Origin of the sequence: Deinococcus aquatilis DSM 23025, from assembly GCF_000378445.1 — a bacterium.
Lineage (GTDB): Bacteria > Deinococcota > Deinococci > Deinococcales > Deinococcaceae > Deinococcus > Deinococcus aquatilis.
In genome coordinates this window covers 68,890-83,294 of record NZ_KB899704.1, presented here as the reverse complement: position 1 = coordinate 83,294, position 14,405 = coordinate 68,890, and the positions used below count along the sequence as shown (strand labels likewise).

11 protein-coding genes are annotated in these 14,405 nt (G+C 62.1%); 9 read left to right on the top strand and 2 right to left on the bottom strand.

The window, feature by feature from the left end; translation table 11 throughout:
- Positions 1-180: 180 nt before the first annotated feature.
- The 8 genes from F561_RS0107730 to F561_RS0107690 all read left to right on the top strand — a co-directional run bounded on the left by F561_RS0107730 (position 181) and on the right by F561_RS0107690 (position 11,046).
- The gene (locus tag F561_RS0107730; RefSeq protein ID WP_019009381.1) at positions 181-2,982 is read left to right on the top strand and encodes a tyrosinase family protein; all 2,802 of its coding nucleotides are present in this window, start codon (positions 181-183) and stop codon (positions 2,980-2,982) included.
- Positions 2,983-3,579: 597 nt separating this feature from the next.
- Positions 3,580-4,578, top strand: a complete 999-nt coding sequence (locus tag F561_RS0107720) for an extracellular solute-binding protein (RefSeq protein ID WP_019009379.1) — start codon at positions 3,580-3,582, stop codon at positions 4,576-4,578.
- A gap of 168 nt (positions 4,579-4,746) precedes the next feature.
- Positions 4,747-6,381, top strand: coding sequence for an ABC transporter permease (locus F561_RS0107715; protein ID WP_019009378.1), 1,635 nt, complete (start codon positions 4,747-4,749; stop codon positions 6,379-6,381).
- Positions 6,378-7,460, top strand: a complete 1,083-nt coding sequence (locus tag F561_RS0107710) for an ABC transporter ATP-binding protein (protein WP_019009377.1) — start codon at positions 6,378-6,380, stop codon at positions 7,458-7,460. The genes F561_RS0107715 and F561_RS0107710 overlap by 4 nt, the downstream gene beginning before the upstream one ends.
- Positions 7,461-7,818: 358 nt before the next feature.
- Positions 7,819-8,748, top strand: a complete 930-nt coding sequence (gene lgt / locus F561_RS0107705) for a prolipoprotein diacylglyceryl transferase (RefSeq protein ID WP_019009376.1) — start codon at positions 7,819-7,821, stop codon at positions 8,746-8,748.
- Positions 8,745-9,242 carry a thioredoxin-like domain-containing protein gene (locus F561_RS0107700; RefSeq protein ID WP_019009375.1) on the top strand — a complete coding sequence of 166 codons (498 nt, stop codon included), beginning with the start codon at positions 8,745-8,747 and terminating at the stop codon, positions 9,240-9,242. Before lgt ends, F561_RS0107700 begins: the two co-directional genes overlap by 4 nt.
- Before the next feature lie 22 nt (positions 9,243-9,264).
- Positions 9,265-9,930, top strand: coding sequence for a response regulator transcription factor (locus tag F561_RS0107695; protein WP_019009374.1), 666 nt, complete (start codon positions 9,265-9,267; stop codon positions 9,928-9,930).
- Complete coding sequence (locus tag F561_RS0107690) at positions 9,931-11,046, top strand: sensor histidine kinase (RefSeq protein ID WP_019009373.1); 1,116 nt, start codon at positions 9,931-9,933, stop codon at positions 11,044-11,046.
- 191 nt (positions 11,047-11,237) lie between these two features.
- Here F561_RS0107690 and F561_RS0107685 read toward each other — a convergent pair whose 3' ends face one another.
- Entirely contained in the window at positions 11,238-11,501 is a 264-nt protein-coding gene (locus tag F561_RS0107685) for a metal-sensitive transcriptional regulator (protein WP_019009372.1), read from the bottom strand.
- A 34-nt stretch (positions 11,502-11,535) separates the two neighbouring features.
- Entirely contained in the window at positions 11,536-11,748 is a 213-nt protein-coding gene (locus F561_RS0107680; protein ID WP_019009371.1) for a CopZ family metallochaperone, read from the bottom strand.
- Between the two features lie 140 nt (positions 11,749-11,888).
- Here F561_RS0107680 and F561_RS0107675 point away from each other — a divergent pair, with 140 nt between their 5' ends.
- Positions 11,889-14,396, top strand: a complete 2,508-nt coding sequence (locus F561_RS0107675) for a heavy metal translocating P-type ATPase (protein WP_040380120.1) — start codon at positions 11,889-11,891, stop codon at positions 14,394-14,396.
- Positions 14,397-14,405: the final 9 nt, after the last annotated feature.

Genomic DNA, 14,405 nt, shown 5'->3' with positions numbered 1-14,405 from the left:
TGCAGTTTAGAAGTAACTCGTCCGCTCTTAAGAAAAGGACAGTGCGTCGTGTTCATCTGGGCGTGAGGAGGTGATCGACCCGGCGCCCAGAAACTCTACTTACGTTGTTTGCCGCACCGCCACTCACCGTCAGCCTCTTGAAAGTGAATACACAGGCCCTCACCTGTGTAGGGGGACGTTATGGCTCTTGGAGACGGAATTCGCCGAAACATCGCTTCTGTTGACCCCGCGGAACGGGCCCTGCTGCGTGACGCCTTACTCGAGCTCAACCACCGCTATTTCCCCGGCACGCGGGGCGACCCCTTGCCGGGCGGAGTCACGTGGTGGTTTAAGCAAGATGAAACGCACCAATCCACCCATGTTCATGATGGTCTGGAGTTTGTGCCTTGGCACCGGGAAATTGTGAACCGGTTGGAGACGCTGCTGCGGGAGATCAATCCACAGCTCTCCTTGCACTACTGGAACTGGACTCAAGACCCCCGCAATATCCCCAATGCCAACTTGGGCGGCAGTACCACCGGCACCCTCAACCTGTTCACGCCGGATTTTATGGGTTATGGCGGCCCCACTCCAGCGCCGATCGGGGAACCCTGGCTAAGCGCTGGCTTTTACGTTCCCAGTGCGGCGCAGCACCGAGACGCCACGGGGAACGCCGCAGATCCTCCACAAACCGTGAACCGCTCTGTCTCCGGCTCGCCGGCCACGGCGGCGCAGGACGACGCGGTCGTCGGAGCCCCCGATTACACCAGTATGAGTCTGCTCCTCGAAGCCCTGCACAATCAGATGCACGGCTTTGTCAATATGGGCGGGCAACATATTTCTTTCCGGGATCCCTTTGTGTTCTTGCTGCACTCCAATGTGGATCGGCTGTTTGCCGCTTGGCAGACTCGGGCCGGACAGTCGCCGCGCCTGGATCCAGCATTCGTGTACGGCACGGCGAGTGACGACCCCACGCTCAACAGCGATGTTCAGCCTTGGTCAGGTGGACTGCCCATTCGGCCCTGGGCGTCCCCTGAATTTCAAGGCGACCCCCACACCTATAAACGCGCCTCGGTCGTGGCGCCCCCGTGCTACGACACCAACGGCGCGTCGCACGGCCTGGTCGAGGTCAGCAACGCCACCATGCCCCCGACCCTCGACTTCACGGGCGTTCCGACCGGCGAAACGGCCGTCCGGGCGGCGGTGTTCCATGTCTATGGCTGTGGAGACGTCACCGTTCGCGTCCGGGCTGGGGCAGGGCCTGCGGCACCCTTTTCCGTGCTGCATCCGGCTTCCGGGACGCTGAGCGTTCACCGGGGCGCTCAGCCTTACGCGGTGGCCCGCTTCTGGGTGGCCTTTACGGCGGGGGCAGCGGGCGTGGCCGTGCCAGACGGAAGCGTGACCTTCGAATGCCCCGAATCGGGTCAGACGTTCTCCTTTGTCCTCAAGGCGACGGCGATTGCGCGTCCCACGGTGGCCGTGATGCTGGCCCTGGATCAGTCGGGCAGCATGGCTTGGCTGGCAGGCAGCTCCGGCGCCACCCGTCTGGAGGTGCTCAAAGACGCCGCCCGCAAGTTCATGGAATTGGTGCCGGCCAACAATGCGGTGGGGCTGGTGCGCTTTGATCACGACGCCTACGCCGTCGATGATCCGGCCTTCCCTGGACTGGCCCTCACCCGCGTGCTCAGCAACAACATCTTCGATCCTGGGCGGGTGGCGGCTATCGGTGCCGTGAACAGCCACCAGACCAATGTCAACGGCAACACGTCCGTGGGAGACGGAGTGGAACGGGCCCGGCAGGTGCTGAATGCGGTTCCGGCGGGGCAGTATGACCATAAAGCGCTGGTGGTGCTCACTGATGGCCTGGAAAATGCGCCGCTGTGGCTTGCTGATGTCGGGGCATCCATTGATGACCGCACCTTTGCGATCGGTCTGGGCAGCGAAACTCAGGTGGACACCGCTGCCCTCACGCGCTTGTCCCACAGCGCGGGTGGGTACCTGCTGCTGACGGGACTCCTGAGCGCGTCGATCGACGACTATTTCCGTCTGAGCAAGTATTTCCTGCAAATCTTGGCAGGTGTGACCCACCATGACGTCATCGTCGATCCTTCAGGTCACTTGGCCCCTGAGGCCACGGTGCGCGTGCCCTTTTTCGTCAACGAAGCCGATATGGACTGCACCGTGCTGCTGCTGACAGATGAAAACGTCATTGAGCTGGCCTTGGAAGCTCCGGACGGGACCGTGATTACCGAGACCACAGCGCCTGGATTGGGACTCAGCGTCAACCGGGGCGACCAGACCCGCCATTTCCGTTTTACCCTGCCTGTTGCCATCGGGACAGGCCAGCAGACGGGCACCTGGTTCGCCATACTGAAGGTCAACCCAGATGAATTCAAGAAGACGGCTATCCGGATGCGGCGAGGCGAGAACAAACAGCACTTTCAAAGCTTCGTGACGCATGGCCCGCGCTACAGCGTCGTGGTGCAGACCTATTCCAACCTGCGCTTTGACGTGCAGGCCCAGCAGAGCAGCTTTGAGCCGGGCGCCACCCTGTCGTTCCAGGCGACCTTGTCTGAGTACGGTCTGCCCGTGGAGAAGCGGGCCATGCTGCAGCTGGAGTTGACTCGCCCAGGGGGTGGCATGACCACCTTGGATCTGTTGGAAGGGGAACCGGGAACGTATCAGGTGCAGAGCGTTGCCCTTTCTTCGGGGGTGTATGTCGGGCGCGTGCTGGCCAGGGGCGTGACCCTGCGGGGCACGCCGTTCACCCGCGAGCAAACAGTCAGCTTGGCCGTCTGGAAAGGGGGTGACCAGCCCGTTCGTCCCCCCAGAGGATCAGACCAGACGGAGGGCTGTGAGCTCTGGAAATGCCTCCTGAGCGAGGAAGTCTTGCGTCCGGAATTTGCGGAGTTGATGAAGCGCTGGGGAGTCGACCTGGACGCCCTTCGAACCTGCATGAAGAAGTCTGGACACCGGCACTCCCAAGAAAGGACGCCGCAGTAAGGCCAGCCTGAAGTGGAGAGGGGGCATCTCCAGCGATGCCCCCTTGAGGTGAGGGCAAGTCTTAGGCGAGGAGACTGGTCTCTGGGTCAAAACGCAGACTGTCCGGGCTGAGTCTCGGGTGCTTGAGCGATCCCCAGCGTACGGTTCTGAGCAATACTGTGTGCCCGCCTGAGCCTCCACTGGAGCCGGCGGAAGAACCCTTACATGCCCAAAGACAAGATCCCCACCCACCACCAGACCTATCCGTCCGACCTCGCTACCATTGAAGCCTTAAAACTTGAAAGCCTGCAACCAGCCGATAGTCAAAACGTAGCCGCCCTCTTCAAGCTCCGGATAGGTGACCGTGAACACCTCAGTGGCTTGTACCGGTGCTCGGATGCTGTGTAACTGCAAGCCAACAAGTTCACCTGAGCCTGCCAACACGGTGGCTGGAACAGTCTTGGAGGTCCGCGTCCCCAAAGTTGCTCTGTCCTGTCATCGACGCTCCGCCTGATTCGTCAAGGGCCTCCGGTCTACAGCCGCCCCTTCGGAAGGCATCAACCAAAGTTCGGGACATTCATCCCTCACTAATCCGATTGTTTTACTTAGGATTGGCGCATGAAGCTTGTCCTACTCGCCACCACCGCCCTGCTCCTGGCTGGAACCAGCCTTGCCCAGTCCAACACCAGCCTGACCATCTACTCTGGCCGTGCCAAAACGTTCGTCGATCCAGTCGTGCAGCAGTTTGAAAAGCAGACGGGCATCAAGGTCAACGTGCGTTACGGTACCGACGCGCAGTTGGTGGCCGCCATTCGGGAAGAGGGCGCACGCAGTCCAGCCGACGTTTACTGGGGCAACTCCGTCGGCGCACTGGGTGAACTGGCCGCTGAAGGCAAGTTTTCCAAGCTGGGCACTGCGCTGACCCGCAACGTGTCAGACGACTATTTGCCCGACAACCGCACTTGGCTGCCCACGACTGTCCGGTTCCGAACGCTGGCTTACAACACCGCCAAAATTAAGCCCGCCGACCTGCCCGACAGCGTGCTGGACTTGCCCAAGATGACCAGCCTGAAGGGACGCATTGGCTGGACGGTCAGCTACCCCAGCTTTCAGGATTTCCTGGCCGCCATGATCTCTAAATACGGCGAAGCGACCACCAAAACGTGGATCGAGGGCATGAAGGCGCTGCAACCCAAGGATTACAAAACCAGCAACGTGGGCATGTTGGAAGCCATGCGGGCCGGAGAAATCGACGTGGCCCTCACCAACCATTACTACATCCAGCGCGTGAACCGGCTGAGCTACCCCATCGAAACCTACTTCTTCAAGAACGGCGACATCGGCAACCTCGGGAACGCGACAGGCGCGGGCATCCTGAAGACCAGCAAGAACCAGCGGGCCGCCGTGCGGCTGCTGCAAGCGCTGGTGTCCAAGGACGCCCAGACGTTCTTCCTGAGCGTGAACTTTGAGTACCCCGTGATCGGCAACATTTTGCAGCCTACAACCATGCTGCCCTACGCCGACATTATCAAGCGCAGCCCCCGCATCGATCCCACCGTGCTGCCCAAGAACATCGAGAAGGCGCAGAAGCTGCTGCGCGACGCTGGACTGCTGTAAGCGGACTGGGGTGGAGAGATGACTCCGGCCCTCAAGCGTTAAATTCCAGGCGGTTCTGTCCCATTCGGGGAGAGAGCCGCTTTTCCGTCCTGCCTGCTCTCAGCAGCGGCACCCACGGGACATCTCGCCCGCATTCCTTATTAACCCGCTCTGATAACTTAGTTCTCTGTGATCTCGCGCCGTCCCCCCCTGCTGCTGCTGTTGCCCGCCGTTCTGACGGTGTTGGGCGTGCTGTTGCCGCTGGCCTACCTGGTGTTCCGGGCCTTCGGAGCAGAGGCCAGCGAACTGCGGGAAATTGTGTTCCGCACCCGCAATCTGGAGTTGGCAGGGAACACGCTGGGGTTAACGGCGGCGGTCTTGGCCTGCACCACCGCCGTCGCCCTGCCACTGGCTTTTTTGGCGACCCGGACTGATTTTCGGCCCCGACGCTTCCTGATGTTGTTGGGCGTATTGCCGCTGGCCATTCCGGGGTATGTGGGCGCCTACGCTCTCATTGCGGCCAGTGGATTCGGCGGCACCATTCAGGCCCTGACCGGCATCAACTGGCCGGGACCGAGTGGATTCTGGGGAGCACTGGGCGTGCTGACGCTCTTTACCTTTCCGTACCTGTTCCTGAATCTGCACGCCGCGTTGCGGACGCAAGACCCAAGCTTGGAAGAGGCGGCGCGGTTGCTGGGACGCACGCCTTGGCAGACCTTCTTGTCCGTCACTGTGCCGCATTTGCGCCCGGCGTGGCTCTCAGGGGCGCTGCTGACCGGACTGCATGTCTTGGGGGATTTCAGTGTGGTCAGTCTGATGCGGTATCCCACCTTCAGCGCGGCCATTTATCAGCAGTACACCGCCGCCTATGACCGGGTGTACTCGGCGTGGCTGGCGCTACTGCTGTTGGTGCTGACCGCTGCCGTGCTGCTGTTGGAAGCCCGCCTGATGCGCGGCGTTTCCCTATCGCGGGTCTCGCCAGGTGGAGCGCGGCAGCCCACGACAGTGCGCCTGGGCTGGGGAGTGATTCCAGCCTGGGCGCTGGTGTTGCTGTTGACAGGCGCGGCGTTGGTGGTGCCTCTGGGCACGGTGGTGTACTGGCTGACCCGTGACTTTGATCCTGCAGCGCTGGTTGACCTGTGGGAGGCTGCCCAGACCGCGCTGGGAGCCGCTGCGGTGGCGGCCATCACTACCACGCTGCTGGCGTTCCCGCTGGCTTACATTGGCAGCCGGTATGGGCAACAACACCGTTGGGCACGCCTGACCGAACGGGCTGCTTACTTGGGCTATGCCACGCCGCCGCTGGCGTTCGCGCTGGCACTGGTGTTCTTTTCCTTGCGGGTCACGCCCAGCCTGTATCAGACTTTTCCGCTGCTGATTGCGGCCTATACGCTGCATTTTGTAGCCGAGGCCGTGGGGCCGATTCGCACCAGTCTGGCCCACGCCACTCCCAGACTGGAGGAAGCGGCGCGGGTGCTGGGGCTGTCGCCCCTGCAGGCGTTGACCCGGGTTACGCTGCCGCTGATTCGTCCAGGGCTGTGGGTCAGCGCGGCGTTCGTGTTTCTGAGCGTGCTCAAAGAGTTGCCGTTGACGCTGCTGCTCTCGCCCACTGGTTTCGACACCCTGGCCCGCAATGTCTGGACGTACACCGAAGAAGCCCAGTACGCCGCCGCTGCTCCCTACGCGCTGGCGTTGGCGCTCAGCGGAGCGTTACTGACCCTGCTTATTTTGCGCCGCGAAACAGGTAAGGCAAGCCCACAGGGCCAACAGTCCACACCGCACCGCCTCCCTGAAGCCAGCCCCCAGCAAGGAACCCCGCTATGACTGCCACTGTGGAACCCGTTCGCCCTGTGCCCGCTGCCCAGCACGGCCCTCTGACCCTGACTGACTTGACCAAACGCTACGCGCCGGGTCTGCCTGCGGTGGTGGGCGGCATCTCGCTGGAAGTGCGGGCCGGAGAGTTGCTGACCCTGCTGGGGCCGAGCGGCTGCGGTAAAACCACCACCCTGCGCCTGATCGCGGGACTAGAACAGCCCGACAGCGGCAGCATCCAGATTCTGGGCCGCTCGATGACCGCGCCGTTCGTGCCTCCCGAACGCCGGGGCGTGGGGCTGGTCTTTCAGGATTACGCGTTGTTTCCGCACCTGAACGTCCTGGGCAACGTGCTGTTTGGCCTCCGTCATCTACCCCGTACCCAGCGCCTGCCGCGTGCTCAGGAAACGCTGGCCCTCGTGGGTCTCACCATCTTTGCCTCGCGGATGCCGCATCAACTCAGCGGCGGGCAGCAGCAGCGGGTGGCACTGGCCCGAGCGCTTGCTCCGCGTCCCGCCCTGCTGCTGCTCGACGAACCCTTTTCCAACCTTGACGCGCAACTGCGCCACTCGACCCGCCAGGAAGTCCGGGCCATTTTGCGCCAGAGCAGCACGACCGCCCTTCTGGTCACGCACGATCAGGAAGAAGCGTTGGCCTTCAGTGACCGCCTGGTACTCATGCGCGGCGGCCACATTGAGCAGATCGGCACGCCGCAGGAAGTGTACGCGGCCCCCCGCACCGCGTTTGTCGCCAGCTTTTTGGGTCGCAGCAACCTGCTGTCCGGCACCGCTTCAGGCAAAACGGCCCGCACCGTGCTGGGAGTGGTGCCGTTGATGCAGCCTGCTTCCGGCCCTGTTCTCCTCAGTGTTCGGGCCGAACATCTGGCCTTTTGCGACGCCGCAGAGGGCGGAGAAGTCCGGATCATCTCCCGCGAATTTCGGGGGCGGGATACCAGCTATACCGTGCAGTTGGGCAGCCAGGAACTGTTGGTGCACGAGGCGGGCAGCCTGTTAAGATCGGAAGGAAGCTTGGCGTATGTGCGGGTGATGCAGGGGGCCACGGTGGTGCGAGAGTTGGGGAAGCAGACATAAAAACGGTTGCGTCGCCTGAACTGGATCCCTGGGATACGGAGGGCAGGAGGAACCTGAGACCCAGTCACCCCCGCTGCGACTGTGAATCACCTGTGGAACGCTCGGTTGTGACTGCTTCGTCTGGTCGTGGAAGAAACGCAAGAGCTGACCTGACGAAGAGTTCCGCCAGGACAACCGACCTTTGTCTGCTCACCACAGGGGGAGGCCTGGTGCTTTCCTGATTGGTGCAGGATTCAGAACACCTGAGTGGGGATGGTTTCCCAGAGCGCTGTCTACGGTCAGACCTTTACACAAGGTTTACACGGGCCATCTAACGTAAAGCGGGTTCTTCAGTCGCCCAGCGCCATCCGGAGGCCACATGGATCCTGTCTTCTTGCAAATCGGCAGTTTTACTATTGCCTGGTACGGCGTGCTGATCACGCTGGGTATCGTCGCGGGCGTGTGGGTGGGCACACGCATGGCCCGGCAACGTGGCCTGAACGTCGATCTCTTTAACGACATCATCTTGTGGATGATCGTCTGGGGCCTGGTGGGAGCGCGGGCTGTATTCGTTGCGACCTCATGGAGCCAGTTCGAGAACATTCCCTTTCCCCGCATCCTGCTCGACATCATTAATCTGCGTCAGGGCGGCATTTCTATTCACGGTGGGCTGATTGGCGGGATTCTGGTCTTGATCTACTACACCCGCCGATACAAGCTCAATTTCTACCAGTACGCTGACCTGTGTGTGCCCGGCGTGGCTTTTGGCATCATCGGTGGGCGCATTGGCAACATCATGAACGGCACCGATACGGTGGGCCGCGTCACGGGTTGGCCTATCGGTTATCACTGGCCCGCTTCGGCCCGCGCCTTTCATGATGGGATGTGCGTCAAAAACGCCAACCCGGATATGGATCTGTCTCAGTATTGCCAGCAGGTGGGCGGGCAGATGGTCATGACTGCGCCTGTCCATTTCACGCAGCTCTACGGCGTGTTCATCGGAATCATCCTCAGCATCGCCGCCTACTTCTGGTTGAAATCACGCAAGCCCGGCTGGGCCTTCTGGCAGTTCTGGCTGTGGTACTCCATCCTGCGTGCGGGTCTGGAAGAAACCTTCCGCCTTAACCCCCTGATTCCCAAAGCCTACCTGAGCCAGGGCCTCGATAAACCTGGCATCGGCCTGTGGACGGAAACCCATCTGATCTCCATTCCGCTGATTCTCGTCAGTATTTGGCTGCTGATGAGACTTCGCAGACGGCCCGATACGCGGGTAGACCCGGTGTTCACACAAAGGATGGAAACACAATGAACCACCCCACGTTGGGTCTGGGCCTCCTGCTCTTCTTGTCGGCCTGCTCGTCTCAGAACATTCAGGGCGTTCAAACGTTTTCGTTTGCGGCGGGTGACCACCGTCCAGGCAAACTGATCTATGCTCAGGAGCCTCCTGTGGGTGGCCCGCACAATCCTTCCTGGCAAAACTGCGCGGTCTATCAGGCGCCGGTGTACAACGAGTACGCGGTTCACAGCCTGGAGCATGGAGCCGTTTGGATCACCTACGGTTCGCAGGTGGATGCCGCAGACGTCGCCGTCTTGGAAGGCTTGGCGCGGGGCCGAACCCACGTTCTGGTGTCGCCTCTGGCTCAATCGTCCTCAGACATTGTCCTGAGTGCCTGGGGCAAACAACTCAAAGTCGATGGCGTGCAAGACGACCGGATTGGGGCGTTCCTCAAGCTCTATGAACAGGGATCAACCACGCCGGAACGCGGCGCACCCTGTACCGGCGGATCGTCGGGCACAGCGTGAGGGGCACAGGGGTGATCTGGACTTGGCAACCATCTTGATCGTGGACGACGATCCTGGAATTGTCGAAGTGTTGCAGGCCTACCTGAGTGCGGAAGGGCATATCGTTGAGACCGCCATGGACGGCATCGCCGCTGTTCCCCTGCTGGCACGGGCCAATGTTGCAGTGCTGGACTGGATGCTTCCGGGCCTCAGCGGTGTGGAGCTCACCCAGTACATTCGGACCACCCACCCGGATCTCCCCGTACTGTTGCTGACGGCCCGGGGAGAAATTGAGAACCGCCTTCAGGGTCTGGATGCCGGGGCGGATGACTACATGGTGAAGCCGTTCAGTCCCCGGGAAGTCGTGGCGCGGGTTCGGGCCCTGTTGCGGCGGGTTCATATCCGTGAACGGATCGTGGTCGGCCCGTTGGATGTGGATGTATCGTCACGCCAGATCACCCTGAACGGTGACACAGTCAACCTGTCCCGGACAGAGTTTGACCTCCTGATCACGCTGGCCCAGCATCCCGGGATGGTATGGTCCCGCGACCGGCTGCTGGAACGTGTCTGGGGTCCAGACTACCTGGGCACCACCCGGGTCGTGGACGTGCACATCACGGCTATTCGCCGCAAACTGGGAGACGATGCCGACGCACCCACATTTATTGAGACCCTCCGGGGGTTGGGTTACCGGTTTCGGGAGAGCTGAATGAAACTGTTTGCACGCCTGTTGCTTCACCATCTGGTGGTGGTGGTCATCATGGGGGCCGTGTTGATTTCAGCCGCTGAATTGGCCGCCCTTCCGTTTATTCGCCACCATGTGGAGGAGATGGCCGCCATGATCGGTCCTGAGGGCGAAAGCTTGCGGACGGATCTGGCGGCAGGCATGCGGGCAACGTTGACGCGCGCGCTGATTGTGGCGCTGCCCGTGGCGCTCATCGTGGCGACGTTGACCGCCTGGGTGGCCGCTCGGCGGGTAACTGCTTCGGTTCGGGTCTTGCAGGCGGGGAGCGGGGCCATTGCCAGCGGTGAGTATGCCCGGCGCCTGCCAACGGCAGGACATGACGAACTGGCGGATCTGGCACGGTCATTCAACATGATGGCGACGACGTTGCAACGGGTGGAGGAGAGCCGGGTGGAATTGATCGGGAACGTCGGCCATGAGTTGCGGACGCCTGTGGCGGCTGCGCGCGGCTATGCGGAGGCTGCGGAGGACGGCATCTTTCCCACGTCACAGGCCATCACCAGCATTCAGCGGGAACTGGCGGTCATGGAACGCTTGGTGGAGGACTTGACCGTCGTCAGCCGCGTTGAAGCGGGTCAGGTCGATCTGCATCCGCGTGCGGTGGCGGTGGATGAAGTGCTGCGGCAAGCCCAGGAGCGCTATGAACTGCCTTTTGAAAGCAGGCAGGTGACGTTGCAGGTGACTTACCCAGACTCGCCGCTCTGGGTCTGGATTGATCCGGAGCGGGGGCAGCAGATTCTGGCGAACCTGTTGGGCAATGCCCTGCGGCATACCCCTGAAGGCCGCGGTGTTCAGCTGCGGGTCACGGTTCAGCCTGGGCAAGTGATTTTCCTGGTGGAGGACAGCGGCACGGGAATCGCCCCAGAGCATACGGAACGGGTGTTCGAGCGCTTCTTCCGTGCAGACGCCTCCCGGAGGCGCGGTGAGGGCAGCGGCGTGGGGCTGACGATCGCGCGTGGGCTGGCCCGCGCCATGCAGGGAGACGTACAGGTGGTGTCCACGACACCTCAGGGCAGCACGTTTTGCTGGATGGCTCCGCTCACCAAACAGACCACTGGGGCTCCGCATCCAGTCGCTTGAACACGTTTGTGGGGTTCAGGTGGGTGCTGTTGGCCGCAAGCGGATGGGCGAGCTGTGGAGCGGCCACAGGCGTCTCGGTGATCTTGGCGTAACGGGAAGCTGCACCCGGTATGAACAGGAGGCCTGTGGGCCTTCCCTGGGCCAAACGAAAGGACGGCCCAAGGGCCGCCCCGAATTCAAGCTGTCGTCCTTCAGGTGTATTTAAGGGCTTCCATCAGCTCTTCCACGATTTCAACGCTGTCACCGCGGGTCGACGCTGTCGCGACGTGGGCCTCAAGATGACCGCGCAACACCACTTCTCCGGCCCCCGACAGGGCCCCTTGCACGGCCTTGAGCTGACGCAGGACATCCACGCAGTAGGCGTCTTCTTTGTCCAGCATGGTCACGATGCTGTCCAGATGGCCGCGGGCGATCTTCAGCCGCCGGGCGGCCCGTTTGCGGGCGTCTTCGGGCATGCACAGATGCCCATGGACATGAGGCGTGGTCACCTTAGGCGCGGACTTGGGCAAGGTAGCCCTCTTCGGTCACGGCCGCGATCAGGGCCTGAGGATCCGCCTCTCCCTGCACCGTCGCCGTCCCGCCTTTGAGATCGACACGCACGTCCTGCACGCCGGGCACGCTCTTCAGGGCGCCCTGCACGGCTTTCTCGCAGTGGCCACAGGTCATCCCCGATACCGTCAGTTCAATGGTCTGCTTTGTCATGCCTGAATTGTAAATCCCAGGAGGGGGGGTGTCAAGACTTCTCTGTTGAAAATACGCCCCATCAGGGCTTGAGAGCTTGAAAAACAAAAACCTCTGTTCTATGCTGCATCCGTACCCTCTCTGGGGGGATAGGAGGCAACGTGAGTAAAACGATTGAGCTGGGCGTGCAGGGGATGACCTGTGCCAGTTGCGTCGGGCGAGTGGAACGGGGGCTGGGCAAGGTCGAGGGCGTAGAACGTGCCGCCGTGAATCTGGCCACTGAGCGGGCCACCGTGACCTACGATCCGGCGCTCACCACCCCGCAGGCCCTGATCGCCAAGGTCAAGGACGTGGGCTACGAGCCCTTGGTGGGTCAGATTGACCTGAGTGTGCAGGGCATGACCTGTGCCAACTGCGTGGGGCGAGTGGAACGGGCGCTGAACAAGGTCGACGGCGTCCTGAGCGCCAGCGTGAACCTCGCTACCGAGCGGGCCAGCATCACCTATGTGCCGTCAAGTGTCAGTCCCGGGCAACTGAAGGCGGCGGTTCGGGCCTCAGGGTATAAAGTGCTGGACACGGAGGCAGGTCAGGATCGCAGCGACCAGGAACGTGAAGCCCGCGCGAAAGAAGTGCTGGGCCTGCGCCGCGCGGTGATCTTCAGCGCCGTGTTCGCCGTGCCGCTGCTGATCCTGGCGATGCTGCCCATGCTGTACTCGCCTGCCGAAATGTGGGTGATGGAGCGGGTCGGCATGAACGCCCTGAACTGGATCATGCTGGCCCTGGCCCTGCCGGTGCAGTTCGGCCCCGGGATCCGCTTTTACCGCCTGGGCTGGAAGGCGATTAAAAACCGCTCGCCGGATATGAACGCGTTGGTGATGATCGGGACTTCAGCAGCCTTCTTTTATTCCTTGCTGGTGACCCTGGCCCCTCAGATTTTCCCTGTGGGGACGGCGCACGTGTACTACGAAGCCTCAGCCGTCGTCATTACGCTGATTCTGCTGGGCAAATACTTTGAGGCCCTGGCCAAAGGCCGCTCCAGTGAGGCCATGAAGAAGCTGCTGGGCTTGCAGGCCAAAACCGCGCGGGTTCTGCGCGGTGGTCAGGAACTGGAGCTTCCGGTGGATGAAGTGTTGCTGGGCGACCTGATTTCCGTGCGCCCCGGCGAGAAGATTCCGGTGGACGGTGAGGTTACGGGCGGCCAGTCTTTCGTGGATGAAAGCATGATCACCGGGGAACCCGTGCCCGTGTCCAAAGGCGCAGGTGCAGCGGTGGTGGGCGGCACCATCAACCAGAACGGCGCTTTTCAGTTCAAGGCCACCAAGATTGGCGCGGACACGGCCCTGGCCCAGATCATCCAACTGGTGGAGCGGGCCCAGGGCTCCAAGCCGCCGATTCAGGGCTTGGCCGATGCCGTCGTCGCTGTCTTTGTCCCGGTCGTATTGGGCATTGCCGCCCTGACCTTCGTGCTCTGGCTGATCTTTGGGGGTGAGCAGGCGCTCAGCTTTGCTCTGGTCAACACGGTCGCGGTGCTGATCATCGCCTGCCCGTGTGCCATGGGCCTCGCCACACCCACCAGCGTGATGGTGGGCACAGGCAAAGCCGCTGAGCTGGGCGTCCTCTTCCGCAGCGGTGCCGCGCTGGAAGGCCTGCAGGCTGTCCAGGTCGTAGCGATGGACAAGACGGGCACCCTGACCAAAGGCAAGCCTGAATTGACCGACTTCGTGCTGGCTCCTGGTTTTGAACGGGTAACCGTGCTCAAACTGGTCGCCGCGGCCGAAGACCAGTCCGAACACCCCATCGCCCGCGCCATCGTGGACGCGGCCAAGCGGGAAGGCATTGCTGTGATGGCTGCCGAACAGGTTGAGGCGGTGCCTGGTTTCGGTCTTGACGCAGGGGTGGAGGGGCGCCGCGTGCAGGTGGGTGCAGACCGCTATATGGCGCAGTTGGGGTTGGACGTCAGTCCTTTTGCTTCAGAAGCCCAACGACTGGGAGATGAAGGCAAGAGTCCGCTCTACGCCGCCATTGATGGACAACTGGCGGCCCTGATTGCCGTCGCTGACCCGATCAAAGAAGGCAGCCTGGAAGCGGTGCGGGCCCTCCATCAGCAGGGGCTGAAAGTGGCCATGATCACCGGCGACAACGCCCGCACCGCGCAGGCCATTGCCCGTCAATTGGGCATTGATGAGGTTCTGGCGGAAGTCCTGCCCAGCGGCAAGAGTGACGCCGTTCAAGCGTTGCAAGCCAAAGGGCAACAGGTGGCGTTTGTCGGAGACGGCATCAACGACGCCCCCGCTCTGGCTCAAGCCGATGTCGGCCTGGCGATCGGAACCGGGACTGACGTAGCGGTCGAAACCGCCGACGTCATCCTGATGTCGGGCGATCTGCGTGGCGTTCCCAATGCAGTGGCCCTCTCCCGCGCCACCCTGCGGAACATCCGCCTCAATCTGTTCTGGGCGTTTGCCTACAACATCATCCTGATTCCAGTGGCCGCTGGCGTGCTGTATCCAACATTGGGCTGGCTCCTGAGTCCAGTCCTGGCTGCCGCCGCCATGGGGCTATCCAGCGTTTTCGTGCTGAGCAATGCTCTCAGATTGCGCGGGTTCCGGCCTCCCGTGCCACCTCCTTCTGCGGGTGAGGCCGCCCTCGTTCCTCTTCCTGCTCATTCCTAATTCTCCCTG

Bases quoted from the DNA above. Each gene is read 5' to 3' on its own strand.
- F561_RS0107730 (WP_019009381.1), top strand. From the start codon at position 181: ATGGCTCTTGGAGACGGAATTCGCCGAAACATCGCTTCTGTTGACCCC.
- F561_RS0107720 (WP_019009379.1), top strand. From the start codon at position 3,580: ATGAAGCTTGTCCTACTCGCCACCACCGCCCTGCTCCTGGCTGGAACC.
- F561_RS0107710 (WP_019009377.1), top strand. From the start codon at position 6,378: ATGACTGCCACTGTGGAACCCGTTCGCCCTGTGCCCGCTGCCCAGCAC.
- lgt (WP_019009376.1), top strand. From the start codon at position 7,819: ATGGATCCTGTCTTCTTGCAAATCGGCAGTTTTACTATTGCCTGGTAC.
- F561_RS0107700 (WP_019009375.1), top strand. From the start codon at position 8,745: ATGAACCACCCCACGTTGGGTCTGGGCCTCCTGCTCTTCTTGTCGGCC.
- F561_RS0107690 (WP_019009373.1), top strand. From the start codon at position 9,931: ATGAAACTGTTTGCACGCCTGTTGCTTCACCATCTGGTGGTGGTGGTC.
- F561_RS0107685 (WP_019009372.1), bottom strand. From the start codon at position 11,501: ATGCCCGAAGACGCCCGCAAACGGGCCGCCCGGCGGCTGAAGATCGCC.
- F561_RS0107680 (WP_019009371.1), bottom strand. From the start codon at position 11,748: ATGACAAAGCAGACCATTGAACTGACGGTATCGGGGATGACCTGTGGC.